This window comes from Knoellia koreensis (genome assembly GCF_013041615.1).
Taxonomy (GTDB): domain Bacteria; phylum Actinomycetota; class Actinomycetes; order Actinomycetales; family Dermatophilaceae; genus Pedococcus; species Pedococcus koreensis.
The window spans coordinates 837,307-855,880 of sequence record NZ_JABEPQ010000001.1 but is presented as its reverse complement, the minus strand read 5'-3'; the positions used below and the strand labels follow the sequence as shown (position 1 = coordinate 855,880).

General features: G+C 70.6%; 16 protein-coding genes. 10 read left to right on the top strand and 6 right to left on the bottom strand.

What is annotated here, in order from left to right; genetic code table 11:
• Positions 1 to 95 precede the first annotated feature (95 nt).
• Positions 96 to 1,007: a methylenetetrahydrofolate reductase [NAD(P)H] gene (metF, locus tag HJG52_RS04250; RefSeq protein ID WP_171242267.1), complete on the top strand. Its 912-nt coding sequence runs from the start codon at positions 96 to 98 to the stop codon at positions 1,005 to 1,007.
• Between the two features lie 56 nt (positions 1,008 to 1,063).
• Positions 1,064 to 1,456 carry a DUF3224 domain-containing protein gene (locus tag HJG52_RS04245; RefSeq protein ID WP_171242266.1) on the top strand — a complete coding sequence of 131 codons (393 nt, stop codon included), beginning with the start codon at positions 1,064 to 1,066 and terminating at the stop codon, positions 1,454 to 1,456.
• Positions 1,457 to 1,568: 112 nt separating this feature from the next.
• Here HJG52_RS04245 and HJG52_RS04240 read toward each other — a convergent pair whose 3' ends face one another.
• The 3 genes from HJG52_RS04240 to HJG52_RS04230 all read right to left on the bottom strand — a co-directional run bounded on the left by HJG52_RS04240 (position 1,569) and on the right by HJG52_RS04230 (position 4,394).
• Positions 1,569 to 2,483, bottom strand: coding sequence for an Rv1352/Rv1906c domain-containing protein (locus HJG52_RS04240; RefSeq protein ID WP_171242265.1), 915 nt, complete (start codon positions 2,481 to 2,483; stop codon positions 1,569 to 1,571).
• A gap of 345 nt (positions 2,484 to 2,828) precedes the next feature.
• Complete coding sequence (locus HJG52_RS04235; protein ID WP_171242264.1) at positions 2,829 to 3,641, bottom strand: HAD-IIA family hydrolase; 813 nt, start codon at positions 3,639 to 3,641, stop codon at positions 2,829 to 2,831.
• A 180-nt stretch (positions 3,642 to 3,821) separates the two neighbouring features.
• Positions 3,822 to 4,394 carry a YbaK/EbsC family protein gene (locus tag HJG52_RS04230; RefSeq protein ID WP_240977165.1) on the bottom strand — a complete coding sequence of 191 codons (573 nt, stop codon included), beginning with the start codon at positions 4,392 to 4,394 and terminating at the stop codon, positions 3,822 to 3,824.
• Between the two features lie 285 nt (positions 4,395 to 4,679).
• On the opposite strand from HJG52_RS04230, the gene HJG52_RS20335 reads away from it, so the two are divergent.
• The 6 genes from HJG52_RS20335 (at position 4,680) to HJG52_RS04200 (ending at position 12,733) form a co-directional block, all read left to right on the top strand.
• Positions 4,680 to 5,027 (top strand): DUF6504 family protein, encoded by a 348-nt coding sequence (locus HJG52_RS20335; RefSeq protein ID WP_206069884.1) that lies wholly within the window; start codon positions 4,680 to 4,682, stop codon positions 5,025 to 5,027.
• 11 nt (positions 5,028 to 5,038) lie between these two features.
• Entirely contained in the window at positions 5,039 to 5,569 is a 531-nt protein-coding gene (locus HJG52_RS04220; RefSeq protein WP_240977163.1) for an SAV_6107 family HEPN domain-containing protein, read from the top strand.
• Positions 5,566 to 9,585 carry a DNA polymerase III subunit alpha gene (locus HJG52_RS04215; RefSeq protein ID WP_171242263.1) on the top strand — a complete coding sequence of 1,340 codons (4,020 nt, stop codon included), beginning with the start codon at positions 5,566 to 5,568 and terminating at the stop codon, positions 9,583 to 9,585. The genes HJG52_RS04220 and HJG52_RS04215 overlap by 4 nt, the downstream gene beginning before the upstream one ends.
• A 526-nt stretch (positions 9,586 to 10,111) precedes the next feature.
• Positions 10,112 to 10,903 carry a methyltransferase domain-containing protein gene (locus tag HJG52_RS04210; RefSeq protein ID WP_346767560.1) on the top strand — a complete coding sequence of 264 codons (792 nt, stop codon included), beginning with the start codon at positions 10,112 to 10,114 and terminating at the stop codon, positions 10,901 to 10,903.
• Positions 10,904 to 10,930: 27 nt separating this feature from the next.
• Positions 10,931 to 12,178: a DNA polymerase IV gene (gene dinB / locus HJG52_RS04205; RefSeq protein ID WP_171242261.1), complete on the top strand. Its 1,248-nt coding sequence runs from the start codon at positions 10,931 to 10,933 to the stop codon at positions 12,176 to 12,178.
• Between the two features lie 147 nt (positions 12,179 to 12,325).
• Complete coding sequence (locus tag HJG52_RS04200) at positions 12,326 to 12,733, top strand: DUF3040 domain-containing protein (RefSeq protein ID WP_171242260.1); 408 nt, start codon at positions 12,326 to 12,328, stop codon at positions 12,731 to 12,733.
• Positions 12,734 to 12,778: 45 nt separating this feature from the next.
• Here the strand turns inward: HJG52_RS04200 and HJG52_RS04195 are convergent, their stop codons facing one another.
• Both HJG52_RS04195 and HJG52_RS04190 read right to left on the bottom strand, forming a co-directional pair.
• Entirely contained in the window at positions 12,779 to 13,261 is a 483-nt protein-coding gene (locus tag HJG52_RS04195) for a DUF456 domain-containing protein (RefSeq protein ID WP_171242259.1), read from the bottom strand.
• Positions 13,262 to 13,282: 21 nt separating this feature from the next.
• The gene (locus tag HJG52_RS04190; protein WP_171242258.1) at positions 13,283 to 13,504 is read right to left on the bottom strand and encodes a DUF7455 domain-containing protein; all 222 of its coding nucleotides are present in this window, start codon (positions 13,502 to 13,504) and stop codon (positions 13,283 to 13,285) included.
• 333 nt (positions 13,505 to 13,837) lie between these two features.
• Between HJG52_RS04190 and HJG52_RS04185 the strand changes: the two genes are divergently transcribed.
• On the top strand, positions 13,838 to 15,985 hold the full coding sequence (locus HJG52_RS04185; protein ID WP_171242257.1) for a DNA gyrase/topoisomerase IV subunit B: 2,148 nt from the start codon (positions 13,838 to 13,840) through the stop codon (positions 15,983 to 15,985).
• 177 nt (positions 15,986 to 16,162) lie between these two features.
• Positions 16,163 to 17,545 carry an APC family permease gene (locus HJG52_RS04180; protein ID WP_171243067.1) on the top strand — a complete coding sequence of 461 codons (1,383 nt, stop codon included), beginning with the start codon at positions 16,163 to 16,165 and terminating at the stop codon, positions 17,543 to 17,545.
• On the opposite strand, the gene HJG52_RS04175 is transcribed toward HJG52_RS04180, so the two are convergent.
• Positions 17,542 to 18,570: a LacI family DNA-binding transcriptional regulator gene (locus HJG52_RS04175; protein ID WP_171242256.1), complete on the bottom strand. Its 1,029-nt coding sequence runs from the start codon at positions 18,568 to 18,570 to the stop codon at positions 17,542 to 17,544. The genes HJG52_RS04180 and HJG52_RS04175 overlap by 4 nt on opposite strands.
• Between the last annotated feature and the right edge of the window lie 4 nt (positions 18,571 to 18,574).

The following is an 18,574-nucleotide window of genomic DNA, read 5'->3' as shown; positions in this document are numbered from 1 at the left end:
TTCCTCCAGGACGGGGGCGGTGGTGCGGGCGCGGCCCGTCTCGGACTGCGCAGGCCTCGAGCCTACGGTGTGGGCGCTCGACTAGTCTCACCGCCATGGCGCTGGGGCAATCGTCACGTCTTGCCCGGCCGGAGTCGCTGACCCGGTCGATCCCCGGCATGCTCTCGCGACCCCAGCCGTCGATCAGCTTCGAGTTCTTCCCACCCAAGGACGACGCGGGCGAGCAGGTGCTCTGGGACGCCATCCGGCGGCTCGAGTCGGTGCGCCCCGACTTCGTGTCCGTCACCTACGGCGCGGGCGGCACCAGCCAGGACCGCACCGTTCGCGTCACCGAGCGCATCGCCCGCGAGACGACGCTCACCCCGTTGGCTCACCTCACCGCCGTCGGCGCCTCCGTCGCCGCGCTGCGCCAGGTGATCGGCATGTATGCCGCGAGCGGAGTCCGCAACGTCCTCGCCCTGCGCGGTGACCCGCCGGGTGACCCCGGCGGGGAGTGGACGCCGCACCCAGAGGGGCTCAACCACGCGACCGACCTCGTCTCGCTCGTGCGCTCGCTCGGTGACTTCACGATCGGGGTGGCGGCGTTCCCGGACGTGCACCCGGCTTCGCCCGACCTCGACCACGACGTCGAGATCCTCGTGAAGAAGGCCGACGCGGGGGCAACCTTCGCGATCACGCAGATGGTGTTCGACGCCGACACCTACCTGCGGCTGCGCGACCGGGTGGCCGAGCGGCGGCCGCTGCCGATCACGCCCGGGCTCATGCCGGTGACGAACTTCAAGCAGGTGGCGCGGATGTCGCAGCTCATGGGCACGCCGTTGCCACGGGCGGTGGTGGAGCGGCTCGAGCGGGTGGCCGGCGACCCGGCGGCGACGCGCGAGGTCGGCGTACAGATCGCGACCGAGCTCGCCGAGCGGATGCTGTCCGAGGGTGCGCCTGGGCTGCACTTCATCACCATGAACCGGTCCACGGCGACGCTCGAGGTGCACCGCAACCTTTCGCTGTAGAGGTTTCGCCTTTCCGTAACCCTCGGGTGTCACCTGCCCGTGGCAGGGTGGCGGGCATGAGCGAATCGGGAACGGCGCGAGGCACCTTCGATGTGGAGATGGGGCCGGCCACCGCGGTCGAGCCTCCGCTGGGGTCGATGACGATCACCAAGACGTGGCACGGCGACCTGCAGGGCACCGGCCGCGGGCTGATGCTCTCGGCGGGCGACCCGGCGAACGGCGTGGCCGGGTACGTCGCGGTAGAGGTGGCGGAGGGCACGCTGGGGGAGCGTTCGGGGTCGCTGGCGTTCCAGCAGTTCGGCACGATGCAGCCGGGCGGCCAGGAGCAGATCTACCAGGTGGCGCCCGGGTCCGGCACTGGCGACCTGGCCGGGATCACCGGCCGGCTCCGGCTCGAGGTCGCCGCCGACGGCGAGCACAGCTACACCCTCGACTGGACGATCGACTGAGCCACGCGGCGGTCGCAACTAGAGAAGCGAATACCCCCTTCTGGCCATGGTCTTGCGGTCGCCGCCGGGTTACACCATCCAACGATGCGGGTGTGCGTGAATGATCTGACGCTTACTTCACCCGCAACCATGAGCCACATTCGCTCGACGTGAACGCGCCATCGCCGGGCCTGATCTTGACCAAGACGCCGGCGGGGGCGTTGGTCACGAAGTCGTTGTCGATAGTCACTCCTTCTGGAGTCGAACGCTCCCAATAGCAGTTGCGGGTCCCGGGTGGGGATCTGTACGTGCCCGGCTTGATGGTCAGCAAGTTGCTGCCGCGATTGCCCACTTGGTAGTTCCCGTCACCGAAACCCAGTTTTGACTGGGCCAACGCAGAGCGGTACATGGGGCATAGGAAGCGGATGGCATCCTCATCGGGGAAGTTTTCTTCGATCAGATATCGGACCAGTTGTTCACCGGCGTAGTTGGTCAGAGTTGCGCATGTTTCGCGTCCACCCGCCAAGATCTCGTCGGAGGTCAAACCTCCACCCGTGTCTGCGGCCTGTACGTACGCGGCTTCAGATTTCGTCATGCCGATCGGAGCTGGCTCCATCGCCTTGGGCATCGTGGCAGCGAGCTTTGGGCACCCGCTCTTCACCGCGGCTTGGAGGAAGGCGATAGTGACGACCGGTTCATTCGCCTGAGAATGCTCAGCATCGAAAACAGCCTGCCATCCTGTGGCCGTGTGGTCGGAGGTGAGTCGGTCGCAGATGAGTTTGCGCCTGCCAAGCAGGTACTCCGAGCTCATGGTGTTGTCGAGCGCGGCATTAGCCTCCGACAAGAAAGCAGCGTCCGCTGGCGAGCGGGAAACAGTGGTCACTGGTGTTGAGGGCGTTGTCGAGGTCCCGGCGGTGGACTTGGCATCGGCTGGCTGGGACGTTGATTCGTCAGGCGAGCACCCACCCAGGAGCAGGCCGATGGCACCCAACAGGGCCACGGCGTGGAACCGGAGTCGCGTCAACGGTTCACCATGAAAGTCGATCATTGAACTGCCCCCTTCAACGGCCCATTCTCCACGTAATAGTGAGTCGGGGCTGCTTTTACCCACCGAACTTCATCCGTTCAGGCGAGTACATGCGATGGCGCGACCGCAACTCAAGCTATGGATGACGTGGATGGGGGGCAAGCCGCTGATGGCTTGGCACATGCTTGCAGAGCTACTTACGGCAGACACGCGGCGCGGGACACGAACCCGGTCCGCCATCGTTCCCCCACGAGGCGTCCACGGGTCCGTGTCCCGCTGTGCCGCATTCCCCCGACTGCGACGGCACCGAGCCTGCCGCGGGCCGCAGGTGCGGTGCATCCGTAGGAGTACTCAGAAGTAGCAAACTCAGTATTCCGGGCCCGTGACGGGCGCAAACTCGGTCACCAGCGGCACGATGTCGGCCACCGACTCGACCACGCGCGTGGGCCGGTACGGGAAGTTCTCGACCCGCGCCCGCGACGTCGACCCGGTGAGCACCAGGATCGTCCGCAGCCCGGCCTCGAGCCCGCTCACGACATCGGTGTCCATCCGGTCGCCGACCATGACCGTGGTCTCGGAGTGTGCGTCGATCCGGTTGAGGGCGCTGCGCATCATCAGCGGGTTGGGCTTGCCGACGTAGTAGGGCTTGCGGCCGGTCGCGGCGGTGATGAGCGCGGCGACGGAGCCGGTGGCCGGCAGGGTGCCCTGCTGGCTGGGGCCGCTCACGTCCGGGTTGGTCGCGATGAACCGCGCGCCGCCCTCGATCAGCCGGATCGCCTTGGTGATCGCCTCGAACGAGTAGGTGCGGGTCTCCCCGAGCACCACGTAGTCGGGGTCGCGCTCGCTCATCGTGTAGCCGACCTCGTAGAGCGCGGTCGTCAGACCGGCCTCGCCGACGACGTAGGCGCTGCCGCCCGGGCGCTGGTCGTCGAGGAACTGCGCGGTCGCCATCGCCGAGGTCCAGATCGCGTCCTCCGGCACGTCGATCCCGCTGGCCGCCAGCCGCGCGCTCAGGTCGCGCGGGGTGTAGATCGAGTTGTTCGTCATCACGAGGAACCGCCGCCCGCTCTCGCGCAGCGCCGCGATGAACTCGGCCGCACCCGGGATCGCGGTCTCCTCGTGCACGAGCACGCCGTCCATGTCGGTGAGCCAGCAGTCGACCGGCCTCGGTGTCGTCATGCGCTCATTGTGGGGGAGTCGTGGGTATGCCGCGTGCGCACGTTCGGTGCGCGGGCGCGCCGTCGTGCCCCCGCGGCATACGACGTCGTGCGGAACTTTGGGCCAAAGTTCGTGTGTGCTGGGAACCTTCCAGGCACAGGGAAACTTTGGGCCAAAGTTCAGCCGTCCTGCGCGGAAGGGTTACGCCACCTCGATGGCGCGGCCGCCGGTGACGCGGAGGAGCTCCTCGTAGGTGGTGCGGAAGACGGTGTGGCTGTGGCCGGCCGCTGCCCAGACATAGGGGTAGCGGCTGAGCGAGACGTCGACGTAGGTGGGGACCTGTTGCGTGTGGCCGACGGGTGCGACGCCGCCGATGGCGAAGCCGGTCGTGTCGCGGACGAAGTCGGCGTCGGCGCGGTCGAGCCGGGCCACCTCATCGACCAGGTCGGCCACCTTGACGACGTCGACCCGGTGGGCGCCGGAGGTGAGGACGAGCACGGGGGAGACGCCGCCCGACGCGCAGGTGCCGCGGAAGACGAGCGAGTTGGCGATCTCGCCCGGGGTGATGCCGAGGGCGTCGGCGGCGGCCTGGGCGGTGCGGACCGCGTCGGGCAGGGTGACCACCTCGGGCGTCACGTGCTGGACCGCGAGGGCGGCCAGAACCCGTTGCACCCCAGCGTGATTCGTGAGGTCGGGGGCAGCCTTGGAGGTGGCTCCCGGGACTGGGGGCAGGGCGAAGTCGGCTGCGACTTCGGGCATGTCCGGCGGCACCATGGACGAAGACTAGGGGGAGGGCCGCGCCGCGACCAGATGTTTCTGGCGGAGTTCGCCCGGACCACTTGACGCGGTGTCCGGGGTGGGGTGTACCTTCGAGACATCGAACAAGTGTTCGAGAGGTGCTTGTTCGAACGAGTGGTTTCCCGCCGATGGTACGACGGTGTTCCCCCGCCGCCGTACCGACCAGGCGACCGCTCGGCTCTGGCCCCGCCCGGCGCCTCGACCCCGCCCGCGGGGCCAGAGCCCATCCCACTTCACCCTGCCCTGACGAAGGAGCCTGCCGTGGTGCGCCGGTACGACGAGACCATCGACGTCAAGCAGACCGGCGGTGCCGGCGAGACCGGTGACGGGGGCAGAGGGGGCGCGTCCACGACGACGGCCACCGCGCCGGAGTCCTTCCTCTGGCAGGGCCGGCTCTACGTCGTGCGCACCGTCCTCGACCACTGGCAGGAGCGCCGGGCCTGGTGGCGGGACGCCCGCGAGGGTGGCGACGTCCTCACCGACGCCCGCGAACGCCAGGTGTGGCGCGTCGAGGCCAGCGCCGGACGCCTCGGCCGGGTCGGGGTCTTCGACCTCGGCTTCGACCGCGGGGACGCCCCGGGCTGGCAGCTGCTGCGGGTCGCGGACTGAGGGAGACGACGATGACTGCCACGACGATGACTGCCACGACGATGACTGCCACGACGATGACTGCCACGACGATGACTGCCACCACGATGACCACTGCACCCGCCCGGGTCGCGGGCACCAGTGCGGCCAGCGCCCTCGAGCTGCTCGACCGGTCGCGGCACTCGCTGCTCGAGGCCTGTCACAGCCGCGACCTCACGGCCCGGCACCGGCTCGCCCAGCTCGGCGCGCTGCGGGCCGCCGCCGCGGTCGTCGCCGCCCGCACCACCTCGCGGGGCCACGAGGGGCCGCGTTCCCTGTGGGAGCTGCTGCCGTCGGTGGCGCCCGAGCTCGCCGAGTGGGCCGGCTTCTTCGAGCTCGTCGCGTCTCACCCCGCACCCTCGACTGCTCGCGCGGCCGACGACCTGCTGCGCCAGGCCGAGACGTTCCTCGAGCTGGTCTGTCGCACCCTCGGGTTGCCCGTCGCCGGCATCCCGCACGACCAGCTGGTGCCCACTGCACTCGCACCAACCGCCTTGTCTCCCAAGGGTTCTGGCTCGCCATGACCGAGTTCGTCCACCTCCACGTCGCGTCCGGGTTCTCGATGCGTTACGGCACCGCGACCCCCGAGGCGCTCGTCGAGCGCGCCGCCCAGCAGCGCCAGCCGGTGCTCGCGCTCACCGACCGAGACGGGCTCTACGGCGCGGTCCGGTTCGTCCGCGCCGCCACCGCCGCGGGCATCTCGCCGGTCCTCGGGGTCGACCTTGCCATCGGCCCCGACGGTGAGCCGGGCGCCGCACCCAGCCCCGCGGCATACCCACGCACTCCCGTGCGCGGAGGTGCGATCGTCGACCCCCGCCACCCACGCGTCACCGTCCTTGCGCGCGGCCGCTCGGTGGGCGTGCCCGCAGGGGCCGGGTATGCCGCGTTGTGCCGTTTGGTGACCGACACTCACCTGCGGGGTGAGCGGGGTGAGCCGGTGAGCTCGCTTGGTGTGGTGGCGGGGCGGTGCGCGGTGCCGGCGGGGGAGCCGAGTCCGCTCGTGGTGCTGCTCGGGCCCGACTCCGACGTGGGGCGGGCGGTGCTGGCGGGACGCCCCGACGTGGCGCGCGAACGGCTGGCCCGGTGGCGGCGCGAGCTGCCCGAGGGGGCGCTGGTCATCGAGGTGGTCTGCCACGGGGGGCCGGCCGGCACCCCCGCGTCGCGCGGCCACGCCGCCCGGATGCTGGGACTGGCCGATGCCGAGGGGCTGCCCGCGGTGCTCACCGCCGCGGTGCGCCACGTCGACCCGGGGGAGTCCGCGCTCGTCGACGTCCTCGACGCGGCCCGGCGGCTGGTCGCGCTCGACACCCGTCACCTCGACCGGGTCACCGACGCCGCCCACCTCGCCACCACCGACACGATGCGGGCGGTGGCGCTCGAGGTGACCGGGGGTGACCGGTCGCGCGCCGACGCGCTGCTCGCGCGCACCCTCGCGCTCGGGCTCGAGTGCGCGCAGTCGGCGCGGCACGACCTGGGCATCGGGTCGGTCCACCTGCCCGAGCCGGAGGTGCTCGGGCTCGAGCCCGGGGAGAGCCCGCAGGTGCGCCTCGAGCACCGGTGCCGGGAAAAGGTGGCGTGGCGCTACCCCGGGGCGGGCGAGGGCGAGCTGGCCACGATCGAGCGTCGGCTCGTCGACGAGCTCAAGGTGATCGCCGAGCTGGGGTACGCGTCGTACTTCCTCACCGTCGGCGACGTCGTCGACCTCATCCGCGAGATGGGGGTGCGGGTGGCGGCGCGCGGGTCGGGTGCCGGGTCGCTGGTCAACTACCTGCTGGGCATCAGCGGGGTCGACCCGATCCGCTACGGCCTCATCATGGAGCGGTTCTGCTCGCCGCTGCGGGCCGAGCTGCCGGACATCGACATCGACGTCGAGTCGGCCCGGCGCACCGAGGTCTACGAGCGCATTCTCGAGCGGTTCGGTGGCGACCGGGTGACGTGCGTGTCGATGATGGACACCTACAAGGTGCGGCACGCGATCCGTGACGTCGGGGCTGCGCTCGGCATGTCGCCGGTGGAGATCGACGAGATCGCCAAGGCGTTCCCGCACATCCGCGCCCGCGATGTCCGCAACGCCATCAACGAGCTGCCCGAGCTGCGGGCGCGGGGGCTCGACAGCCCGCGGCTGCGCACCCTGTTCGACCTCGTCGAGCGGCTCGACGGGCTGCCGCGGCACATCGCGCTGCACCCGTGCGGGGTGATCCTGTCCGACGGGGCGCTGCTCGACCGCACGCCGGTGGAGGCGAGCTGGCTGGGGTTCCCGATGAGCCAGTTCGACAAGGACGACGTCGAGCACCTCGGGCTGCTCAAGCTCGACGTCCTCGGCATCCGGATGCAGTCGGCGATGGCGCACGCCGTGGCCGAGGTGGCCCGGGTCGACGGGGTCGAGGTCGACCTCGACGACCAGGCGCAGGTGCCGCTCGACGACGAGGCGACGTTCCGGCTGATCCGCACCAGCCACACGCTGGGGTGCTTCCAGATCGAGAGCCCGGGGCAGCGCGAGCTGATCGGCAAGTTCGGGCCGGAGCGGTTCGAGGACCTCGTCATCGACATCTCGCTGTTCCGCCCCGGGCCGGTGAAGTCCGACATGATCACGCCGTTCCTCGAGGCCCGGCACGGCTGGCGCGAGGTGTCCTACCTGCACCCGACGCTCGTCGCGGCGCTGGAGGAGACCGAGGGTGTCGTCGTCTTCCACGAGCAGGTGCTGATGATCGTCGCCGAGACGACCGGGGTGTCGCTGGCCCAGGCCGACGAGGTGCGGCGCGCGCTCGGCACTCCCAAGGGGCAGGTGGAGATCGAGGCGTGGTGGCGGCCGGCGGCGCTGGCGCGGGGCTATTCCCGGGAGGAGTGCGACCGCATCTGGGAGGTGCTCAAGGCGTTCGCCTCGTTCGGGTTCTGCAAGGCCCACGCTGCCGCGTTCGCGCTGCCGACCTACCACTCGGCCTGGCTCAAGACCCACCACCCGGCGGCGTTCCTCGCGGGGGTGCTGACGCACGACCCGGGCATGTACCCCAAGCGACTCATCCTCGACGACGCCCGCTCGCTCGGCATCACCGTCCTCGGGCTCGACGTCAACGCCTCCGGCGACACCTACCGGGTCGAGCTTTTGGCGGACCCCACAGCGGTTCGAGGTGATACCGCCCCCGAATCCGGCGCGGTATTACCTCGAACCGACGCGACCAGCGGCGACCTGCCCGACGCGAGCGACTACGGCATACGCATCTCGCTCGCCGACGTCCGCGGGATCAGCGAGGCGGAGGTCGCGCGCGTCGTCGCCGGGCAGCCGTATGCCGGGTTGCCCGACTTCTGGCACCGCGCGCGGGTGTCGCGGCCGGTCGCCGAACGACTCGTGCTGGCGGGCGCGTTCGACCGGCTCTACGGCATCGGGGCGGTGGGCGGCGGAGTGCCCGGGCTGGCGTCGGGTGCGGGGGCGGCAGCGCTGGGGCGGCGGGGCCGCACCACCCGGCGCGACCTGCTGCTGCACGTCGCCGAGCTCGACCGGTGGAGCCGGGCGGTGACCCGTTCGAGCCGGCGGGTCGCGCCGGGGCGTGGGCGCGGGCGTGGCCGGTCGGCGCAGGTGCCTGGGGCGCAGGTGCCCGGGGCGCAGGACCAGCTCGCGCTCGAGGTGCCGCCCGGGGAGGCCGGCATCACGACCGGCTCCATGGTGCGGGCACGGACCGCGGCGCAGTCCCAGGCCGCCGCCCCTGCGTTGCCCGCCGACCAGCAGCCGACCCAGCTCATGCTCGACCTGGGCGACCAGCCCGAGCTCACCCCCGGCACCGGGTTGCCCGAGCTCAGTGGTCCCGAACGCGTCCGCGCCGAGCTCGACATCCTCGGCCTCGACGCCAGCGCCCACGTCGTGGAGTTCTACGCGCCGATGCTCGACGCCCTCGGCGTCACCCGCAGCCGCGACCTGTTGAAGGCGCGCAGCCGCTCCACCGTCTGGGCGGCCGGGGTCAAGGTCGCCACCCAGACCCCACCGATCCGCACCGGCCGCCGGGTCGTGTTCCTCACCCTCGACGACTCCACCGGACCGGTCGACGCCACCTTCTTCGAGGACGTCCAAGGCCCTTACGCCGCAACGGTTTTCCACTCCTGGATGCTGCTCGTGCGCGGCGTCGTGCGCCGCACCGGCCAGCGCGGCATCTCGCTGCGCGCCACCGGCGCCTGGGAGCTCACGCCGCTGTGGGAGGCGTGGCAGGCCGGGGGAGTTGAGGCCGTGTATGCCGCGATGGACGAGTCCGAGCGCGCCGCCACCGAGCAGGCGGAGGCGTTGGAGGAGGCACACCGGGCCGAGGTCCGATCGGGGCGACGGGTGCTGGTGCACGCCTCGGGGTTCAAGCAGTCGCCGTACGCCGACACCCGACCACCTGGCGAGGACGTCCGCGGCTCGCACCGCCTCGGCCAGGGTGCGGCCGTCCCCGGCGGTCCTGGTGGCCTGGGCGGTTCTGGTGGCCTGGGTGGTGCCGGCGGGTCCGGCGCTGACCGGCTCGACCCGCCCCGCAAGCTGTGGCACTCCAGCCCCGGCAGCTCCGGACACTGACTCTGCTGCCACCCGGCGACTTTGGGCCACTGGGGCTTGGTGTGCGGTGGCTGGTCAAGCTTGGGTGGCCCGGAGTCGGGGAACCTGGCGACTTTGGGCCACTGGGGCTTGGTGTGCGGTGGCTGGTCAAGCTTGGGTGGCCCAAAGTCGGGGAACCCGGGGACTTTGGGCCACTGGGGCTTGGTGTGCGGTGGCTGGTCAAGCTTGGGTGGCCCGGAGTCGGGGAGGCCGGACTGGTTGCCGGTGGCTCGGCATGGGGCGGCGGTTTGGGGGCGGGGTGCCGGGTGTACGGCAACGAGTCGGGGAACCCGGGACTTTGGGCCACTGAGACTCGGTGTGGGGTGGCTGGTCAAGCCTGGGTGGCCCGAAGTCGGGGAGGCACGCGGGGGGTGGACGCGGCGGGGGTGTGACGGTGGCGCCGACTAGGGTTTGCCACACCGGACCCGAGCATGCGCGCGGCACCCTCACGCCCCGGCGCCGATCGCAACCCCGGATGAGTTCCGCCAGAGACGCGAGGAGGACAGCAGTGGCCGAGGAGCAGTGGCGCACGAGACGCAGCGCTGTCGACACCTCGCTGCGCACCTCTGCCGTCTGGACCGCGGTGCGTGACCTCGCCGAGCGGCAGCAGGCCGCACTCGGGCGCACGCTGCGGGTGCTCGACCTCGGCGGCGGCACCGGCGGCCTCGCCGTCCCCCTCGCCGAGCTCGGCCACGACGTCGTCGTGGTCGACACCAGCCCGGACGCGCTCGCCTCGCTCTCGCGCCGCAGCGGCGAACGCGGTGTCGCCGACCGGGTCCACGCCGTCCAGGGCGACGCCGAGAGCCTCGCGAGCCTTACCGGGGTCGTCGGTGAGGAGCCGTTCGACCTCGTCTGCTGCCACGGCACCCTCGAGGTCGTCGACGACCCACGCTCCACCCTGGCCGCCCTCGCCGCGGTGCTCGCGCCCGGCGGCCACCTCAGCCTCGTGTCCGCCCAACGTCTCGCGGTCGTGCTCGCCCGCGCGCTCGCCGGGCAGTTCGCCCAGGCCCACGAGGCCCTCACCAGCGTCGACGGCCGGTGGGGCGCCCACGACCCGCTGCCGCGCCGGTTCGACGCCGACCAGCTCGCCGCGATGGTCGAGCAGTCCGGCCTCACCGTCGACCAGGTCCACGGGGTGCGGTTGTTCAGCGACCTCGTCCCGTCGGCGTTCGTCGACTCCGAGGCCGACCGCGCAGCCCTGCTCCAGCTCGAGCAGGCGGCCGCGAGCCACCCGCAGTTCGGCTTCCTCGGCCAGCTCGGCACCACCGTGCACGTGCTCGCCCACCGAGCCCCCCGATAGAGACCCCACGAAGACCAGCAGGCCGCGATGAGCCGCCGCCAGTACGCACTCCCGCAACGCACCGACGAGCACCCGCCGGACGACACCGGCTGCACCGTCCTGCACGTCGACATGGACGCCTTCTACGCCTCGGCCTCCCTGCTCAGCCGGCCCGAGCTCGTCGGCACCCCCGTCATCATCGGCGGTGGCGGCAACCGCGGCGTCGTGCTGTCCGCCACCTACGAGGCGCGCAAGTTCGGGGTGGCCTCCGCGATGCCGATGTCCCGGGCCCGCCGCCTGTGCCCGCAGGCCACCGTGGTCCAGCCCGACCACCAGCTCTACAGCCGCATCTCCAAGGCGGTGATGGCGACCTTCGCCACGATCACGCCCATCGTCGAGCCGCTCTCCCAGGACGAGGCGTTCCTCGACGTCGCCGGTTCGGTCCGCCGGCTCGGCAGCCCCGCGCAGATCGCCCAGCAGATCCGCGACACCGTCCACGACGAGCAGGGCATCACCTGCTCGGTCGGCGTGGCACCCACCAAGTTCGTCGCCAAGCTCGCCTCCGGTCTCGCCAAGCCCGACGGCATGGTCGTCGTGCCCCGCGACGAGGTCGTCGGGTTCGTCCAGCAGCTCCCGGTCGGCGCCCTCTGGGGCGTCGGTGACAAGACCGAGGAGGCTCTGGTTCGCCTGGGCCTGCACACCGTCGCCGACATCGCGCACACCCCGCTCGACACCCTGCGCCGCGCCCTCGGCGACACCACCGGGCCCCACCTGCACGACCTCGCCTGGGGCCGCGACCCCCGCCACGTCGAACCCGTCCGCCGTGAGAAGTCCATCGGCTCGGACGAGACCTTCGAGCACGACGTCGACGACCCGGCATACATCCACCGCGAGCTGCTCAAGCTGAGCGACCGCACGGCCGCGCGCGTCCGCTCGGCCGGCTTGGTCGGGCGCACGGTGAGCATCAAGGTGCGGTTCGCCGACTTCACGACCATCACCCGCAGCCGCACCCTGCGCGACCCCACCGACGTCAGCCGGGACATCTACGCCACCGCCAAGTCCCTCTACGACGCCCTCGGGCTCCAACGGGCCCGCATCCGGCTGGTCGGGGTGCGCATGGAGGGCCTGATCGACACCGAGGGCGCCCCCATCCAGGGACTCCTCGACGAGCCCGACGCGGGGTGGCGCGAGGCCGACCGCGCGGTCGACCGGGCCAGCGCCCGGTTCGGGGCAGGCAGCATCCGTCCCGCCAGCCTCATCCGTGACGCTCGCCACCGGACCCCACCGAACGGGTAGTGCAACCTCGCCGGGGGACATATCCTGAGTTCAGCAGCGCACACGGCCCCCGGGTCGGCGCCGAGGTGAAGGCAATGACGCCGAGGCAACGATCCGGACCCGTCGAGCGTTGTACGAGGTGGACGCACGAAAACGCAGGAGGTCACGGTGCCGCTGTCAGAGCACGAACAGCAGCTCCTCGAGCAGATGGAGCAGGCCCTCTACGCCGAGGACCCCAAGTTCGCCTCGCAGATGCAGGGCAGTGGTGCACGCGCTGCTGCGCGCCGGCGCATCGCCGTCGGAGTCGTGGGCGGCATCGTCGGGCTCGCGCTGGTCCTGGTCGGGGTCAACACCCAGATCTGGGCCGTGGGCGCGGTCGGGTTCGCCCTGATGGTGGCGGCCGTGGCGTATGCCGTGACGCCCCAGCGGCGCAAGGCCAAGCTGGGCACGGTGCAGGACGACGGCACGGTCCGCCGGGCCGCGTCGCCGAAGTCACCGAAGCAGAAGACCCAGCGTGGCGGTGGCTTCATGGACCGCATGGAGCAGCGCTGGGACCGTCGCCACGACGAGTACTGACCAGGACTCACCAGGACCCAGCCCCCCGGCGGGAGGCCCCCCGGCTCAGCGGCTGAGCAGCACTCCGACCACCCAGGTCACCGCGATCGCGAGCCCCGCCAGGAGCTCGATCCCCATCGAGGTGGCCACCGCGCGCAGAGCGCTCTTCGTCGACGCCCACGCGGCCGCCTTGGTGCGTGAGTGCCCGAGCTCGACGAGGAAGATCCCGCCGACGAACCCGACGATCGCCCCCACCACGGGGATGACGAAGAACCCGACGATCGCCAGCAGCACGGCCAGCACCAGCGTCGAGCGACGCACACCGGCCGCCCGCATGCGCCGGCCGGGCACGGCATACTGCAGCGCCACGCCCGCCAGGTAGAACGCGGCGCTGACGCCGAAGACCCACCACCCGAGCGTCGTGCCGGCGTCCCACGCCCACAGGAGCACGGCACCCAGGCACAACAGCAGCCCGGGGATGACAGGTATGACGATCCCCACCATCCCGATCGCGATCAGGAGGGCGGGGACCCAGAGTGCGGCCTCCATGGTGCGGAAGCCTATTGGCGGTTACCGCTCGTCGTCGGGAGCCGTGGCCGGCGTCTCGTGGAGTCGCTCGGTCTCGTCGACGATGTCGGCGTGCTCGCGCAGCTTCGGCAGGTGCTCGCGTCCGTGGTGGGCGCAGAAGAGCAGTTCCCCGCCGGCGTGAAGGCGAGCGCGCACGTAGGCCTGGGCGCCGCAGCGGTCGCAGCGGTCAGCCGCGGTCAGTTCGGGTGCCAGTGCAGTGGTCACGTCAGCCTTCCTTCGTGTTGGTCTCTAGGAGACGTCCTACCCCGTTTCCGGGTTGTCCACCATGGGGAGGACTTCCCTTCACCGGTATCGGTGGAAACAGTCAAGCACGCCCGGTTCTTCCCGCCCGGCATTGGGTCGGCATGTGGGCGATGTCATGTCGCTACGGGTGATTCGCGGCTCGGGTGTCCGGTGGATGGGTGCGACCCGGACGAGGCGGCAGATGACGGGGTATGCCGCGTGCCTGCGTGGGTTCGTGGGTGCGCCGGGATAGCGTGGCGTGCGTCCGGGTGAGCGACCCGGGCGTGTCACCACACCACAGGAGAACCAGCGACCTTGGCCACCGCCACCACCGCCAAGAAGGCCGCGACGACCAAGTCGTCCAGCGACTACAGCGCCCACCACCTGCAGGTCCTCGAGGGCCTCGAGGCGGTCCGCAAGCGCCCCGGCATGTACATCGGCTCCACCGACAGCCGCGGCCTCATGCACTGCCTGTGGGAGATCATCGACAACGCCGTCGACGAGGCGCTCGGCGGGTACGGCGACCGGATCGACATCATCCTGCACCAGGACGGGTCGGTCGAGGTCCGTGACCAGGCCCGCGGCATACCTGTCGACATCGAGCCGCGCACGGGGCTCACGGGTGTCGAGGTGGTCTTCACCAAGCTGCACGCGGGTGGCAAGTTCGGTGGTGGTTCCTACACCGCGTCCGGTGGCCTCCACGGCGTCGGCGCGTCCGTCGTCAACGCGTTGTCGTCACGGCTCGACGTCGAGGTCGACCGCGGCGGCAAGACGTACGCGATGAGCTTCCGGCGCGGTGAGCCCGGCTACTTCCCCGACGTGGCGAGCGGCGACAAGAGCCCCGACCACGAGTTCACGCCCTACGAGCGTTCCTCCGAGCTGGCGGTCGTCGGCAAGGCCAAGCGCGGCGTCACCGGCACCCGCATCCGCTACTGGGCCGACCCGCAGATCTTCCTCAAGGACGCGAAGTTCGACTACGAGCAGCTGGCGGCGCGGGCGCGGCAGACGTCGTTCCTCGTGCCCGGCCTCACGCTGGTCGTCCGCGACGAGCGCCGCCTCCCGGGCACACCGGGCGAGGACGGCCCCCACGAGGAGGTGTTCGTCCACGACGGTGGCATCTCCGAGTTCGTCGAGTACCTCGCCCCGGATGCACCGGTCACGGACGTGTGGCGGTTGCAGGGCACAGGTACCTTCACCGAGACGGTGCCGGTGCTGGACTCCAAGGGGCACATGACGCCGACCGAGGTCGAGCGCGAGTGCGGTGTCGACATCGCGGTCCGCTGGGGCACGGGCTACGACGCGAAGGTCAGCTCGTTCGTCAACATCATCGCCACGCCCAAGGGCGGCACCCACCTGTCCGGCTTCGAGCAGTCGGTGCTCAAGGTCTTCCGCAAGCAGCTCGAGGTCAACAGCCGCCGGCTCAAGGTCGGCTCGGACAAGCCGGAGAAGGACGACGTCCTCGCCGGCCTCACGGCGGTCGTGACGGTGCGCCTCGCCGAGCCGCAGTTCGAGGGCCAGACCAAGGAGGTGCTCGGCACGGCGGCGGTGCGCCAGATCGTGTCGAAGGTAGTCGAGCAGGAGCTCACCGCCCGCATCACCAAGCCCGCGCGCGGTGGCAAGGCCGAGGTCGACAAGTTGCTCGAGAAGGTCGTCTCGGAGATGAAGTCGCGCATCAGCGCGCGGCTGCACAAGGAGACCCAGCGCCGCAAGAACGCCCTGGAGTCCAGCACCCTGCCCGCCAAGCTTGCCGACTGCCGCTCCACCGACGTCGACAAGTCCGAGCTGTTCATCGTCGAGGGTGACAGCGCGCTCGGCACGGCGAAGCTGGCTCGCAGCAGCGACTTCCAGGCGCTGCTGCCGATCCGCGGCAAGATCCTCAACGTCCAGAAGGCGTCCGTCTCGGACATGCTCAAGAACGCCGAGTGCGCGGCGATCATCCAGGTGATCGGCGCCGGCTCGGGTCGCAGCTTCGACCTCGACGCCGCGCGCTACGGAAAGGTCATCATCATGACCGACGCGGATGTCGACGGGGCCCACATCCGCACGCTGCTGCTGACCCTGTTCTTCCGTTACATGCGCCCGCTCGTCGAGGCGGGACGGGTGTATGCCGCTGTGCCCCCGTTGCACCGCATCGAGGTCGTCAACGCGGGGTCGAAGAAGAACGAGCTCATCTACACCTACTCCGAGAAGGAGATGCGCCAGCAGATGGCCTCGCTGAACAAGCGCGGCAAGAACGTCAAACAGCCGCTCCAGCGTTACAAGGGCCTGGGCGAGATGGACGCCGACCAGCTGGCCGAGACCACCATGGACCCGCGCCACCGCACCCTGCGCCGCGTCACGCTGCGCGACGCCGAGGACGCCGAGCGGGTCTTCGAGCTGCTCATGGGCAACGACGTCGCGCCCCGCAAGGACTTCATCGTGGAGTCCTCCGGCGACCTCGGGGCCGAGCGCATCGACGCCTGACCCGCACGGCCCGCGACCCGGCATACCGGCGTTTGTCGTTGCCTCACCGTGTGATCTGCGCCACTGTAAGGGCAGCTGAGGCCGTGAAGGGCGGCCTCCGCGACCCTTCGGAGGTACGCCGTGACCGTGGAGCAGACTGCCGACACCGGTGAGGAGCAGACCGAGCTCAAGCGGGTCATGGGCCCCAAGCTGCTGCTGCTGTTCATCGTGGGGGACATCCTCGGCACGGGTGTCTACGCGCTCACCGGCGACGTCGCCGCCGAGGTCGGTGGCGCGGCGTGGGTGCCGTTCCTCGTCGCCTTCGGCATCGCGATGATCACGGCGTTCTCCTACCTCGAGCTGGTGACGAAGTACCCACGGGCGGCCGGTGCCGCGCTCTACACGCACAAGGCGTTCGGCATCCACTTCGTGACGTTCATCGTCTGCTTCACCGTCATGTGCTCCGGCATCACCAGTGCGTCGACGGCGTCGCGGGCCTTCGCGTCCAACCTCGCCAAGGGCTTCGGGCTGGACAGCGACAACACCAACCTCGTGATGCTGATCGCGTTGGGGTTCATGGCCTTGGTGGCCGCGATCAACTTCCGCGGCGTCGGTGAGAGCGTCAAGGCCAACATCGTCCTGACCCTCGTCGAGCTGTCCGGTCTGCTGCTGGTGATCCTCGTCGGGTTCTTCGCGATCTTCGAGGGCAAGACCGACTTCAGCCGGACCATGGTCTTCGACAGCCCGAGCGACAAGAGCGCGTTCCTCGCGGTGACGGCGGCGACGTCGTTGGCGTTCTTCGCGATGGTCGGCTTCGAGGACTCGGTCAACATGGCCGAGGAGACGCACGACCCGGTCCGGAACTTCCCGAAGATGATGATCACGGGCATCAGCATCACCGGGCTCATCTACGTCCTCGTGGCGCTATTCGCTGTGGCGATCGTGCCCGTCGGGGAGCTGGGTGACAGCGACACCCCGCTGGTGAAGGTCGTCGAGACGGCCGCACCGTCGATCCCGATCGAGAAGCTGCTGCCGTTCATCTCGATGTTCGCCGTCGCCAACTCGGCCCTCATCAACATGCTGATGGCGAGCCGGCTGCTCTACGGCATGGCGCGCCAGGAGGTCCTGCCGCCGTTCCTCGGCAAGGTCCACTCCGGCCGGCAGACGCCTTACCTGTCAATCCTGTTCACCACAGCGATCGCGTTCGGGCTCATCATCCTGGTGACCCGGGCGGGGGACAGTGACGTGATCGCCGCCCTCGGTGGCACCACGGCGCTGTTGCTGCTCGGCGTGTTCACCATCGTCAACATCTGCGTCCTGGTGCTGCGTCGCGACCGCATCGACCGGCGGCACTTCGTCGCGCCGACGGTGCTGCCGATCATCGGCGCGGTGCTGTGCGCGTTCTTCGTCGGTCCGTGGACCGGTCGCGACACGTTCCAGTACACGATCGCCGGCTGGCTGCTCGCCCTGGGCGTCGTGCTCTGGGCCATCACCTGGTTCGCGAACCGGGCCCTGCGGGCCAAGAAGACCTACCTGCGCGACCCGGAGGAGCTGACCGAGCGCGAGGGCGGAGTCAACTAGGAGCGCGTGCCCGCGACCTGAGCTGAGGGCGCCGGCGCGGTCGAGCCGCGGACGACGAGCGAGACGTCGAGGACCTCGTCGGCGTCCCGCGGGTGCCCGTCGAGCGCCTCGAGCACGAGTATGCCGGCCTGCTGGCCTTGCGCGAGGACGTCCTGACGCACCGTCGTCAGGTCGAAGATGTCGGCCAGCACGTGGTCGTCGACGCCGATGACCGACACGTCACCGGGGACCTCGAGCCCGCTGCGGCGGGCGGCGCTCAGCACCCCGAAGGCGATCTCGTCCGATGCCGCCACGACACAGGTGGGCAGGTGTGCCGAGGCGAACATCGTCTCGGCGTGCTCCCGCGCGTCCTCGGCCGTCCAGTCGCACTCGAGGACCCACTCGGCCGGTGCGGTGAGCCCGTGCTCGGCCATCACGGCCGCGAACTCCTCACGCCGGTCGAACGGTGTCTGCAGGTGCGTGACCGACGCAGGGACCGTCCCGGCATACGCAATCCGCTTGTGCCCCAACGCGATTGCGTGCTCGGTGGCGATGCGCATGGCGGCCTTGTCGTCGATCCGCACCGACGGCCACATCGCCTGGCGGTTGCCGACGGTGACTACTGGAAGCCCGAGCCGGTCGAGCAGGGCGCGTTCGGTCTCGTCGAGCGGGACGTTGAGCAGGACCACGGCGTCGGCGCGCTTCCAGAACATGCCCTGGGTGACGGGCAGGCGGGTGTCGAACGTGTGGCCCTCGAGGTCGCAGAGCAGGACGTGGTAGCCCTCCTCGCGCAGGACCTTCTCCAGGCCGCTGATGACGGTCGCGAAGAACCACCGGTTGAAGTACGGGGTGACGACGGCGATGCCACGGGTGCGCCCGGACACCAGGCTGGTGGCGGCGGGGGAGGCGCTGTAGTGCAGGTCGGCGGCGGCCTTGAGGACGCGGTCGCGGGTCTCCGGCTTGACCCGTTCGAGGCCACGCAGGGCGCGGGACACGGTCGCGACGGACACGCCGGCGGCGCGTGCCACATCACCGATGGTGCTCATACCG

Bases quoted from the DNA above. Each gene is read 5' to 3' on its own strand.
- metF (WP_171242267.1), top strand. From the start codon at position 96: ATGGCGCTGGGGCAATCGTCACGTCTTGCCCGGCCGGAGTCGCTGACC.
- HJG52_RS04245 (WP_171242266.1), top strand. From the start codon at position 1,064: ATGAGCGAATCGGGAACGGCGCGAGGCACCTTCGATGTGGAGATGGGG.
- HJG52_RS04240 (WP_171242265.1), bottom strand. From the start codon at position 2,483: ATGATCGACTTTCATGGTGAACCGTTGACGCGACTCCGGTTCCACGCC.
- HJG52_RS04235 (WP_171242264.1), bottom strand. From the start codon at position 3,641: ATGACGACACCGAGGCCGGTCGACTGCTGGCTCACCGACATGGACGGC.
- HJG52_RS04230 (WP_240977165.1), bottom strand. From the start codon at position 4,394: ATGGTGCCGCCGGACATGCCCGAAGTCGCAGCCGACTTCGCCCTGCCC.
- HJG52_RS04220 (WP_240977163.1), top strand. From the start codon at position 5,039: ATGACTGCCACGACGATGACTGCCACGACGATGACTGCCACGACGATG.
- HJG52_RS04215 (WP_171242263.1), top strand. From the start codon at position 5,566: ATGACCGAGTTCGTCCACCTCCACGTCGCGTCCGGGTTCTCGATGCGT.
- dinB (WP_171242261.1), top strand. From the start codon at position 10,931: ATGAGCCGCCGCCAGTACGCACTCCCGCAACGCACCGACGAGCACCCG.
- HJG52_RS04195 (WP_171242259.1), bottom strand. From the start codon at position 13,261: ATGGAGGCCGCACTCTGGGTCCCCGCCCTCCTGATCGCGATCGGGATG.
- HJG52_RS04180 (WP_171243067.1), top strand. From the start codon at position 16,163: ATGGGCCCCAAGCTGCTGCTGCTGTTCATCGTGGGGGACATCCTCGGC.
- HJG52_RS04175 (WP_171242256.1), bottom strand. From the start codon at position 18,570: ATGAGCACCATCGGTGATGTGGCACGCGCCGCCGGCGTGTCCGTCGCG.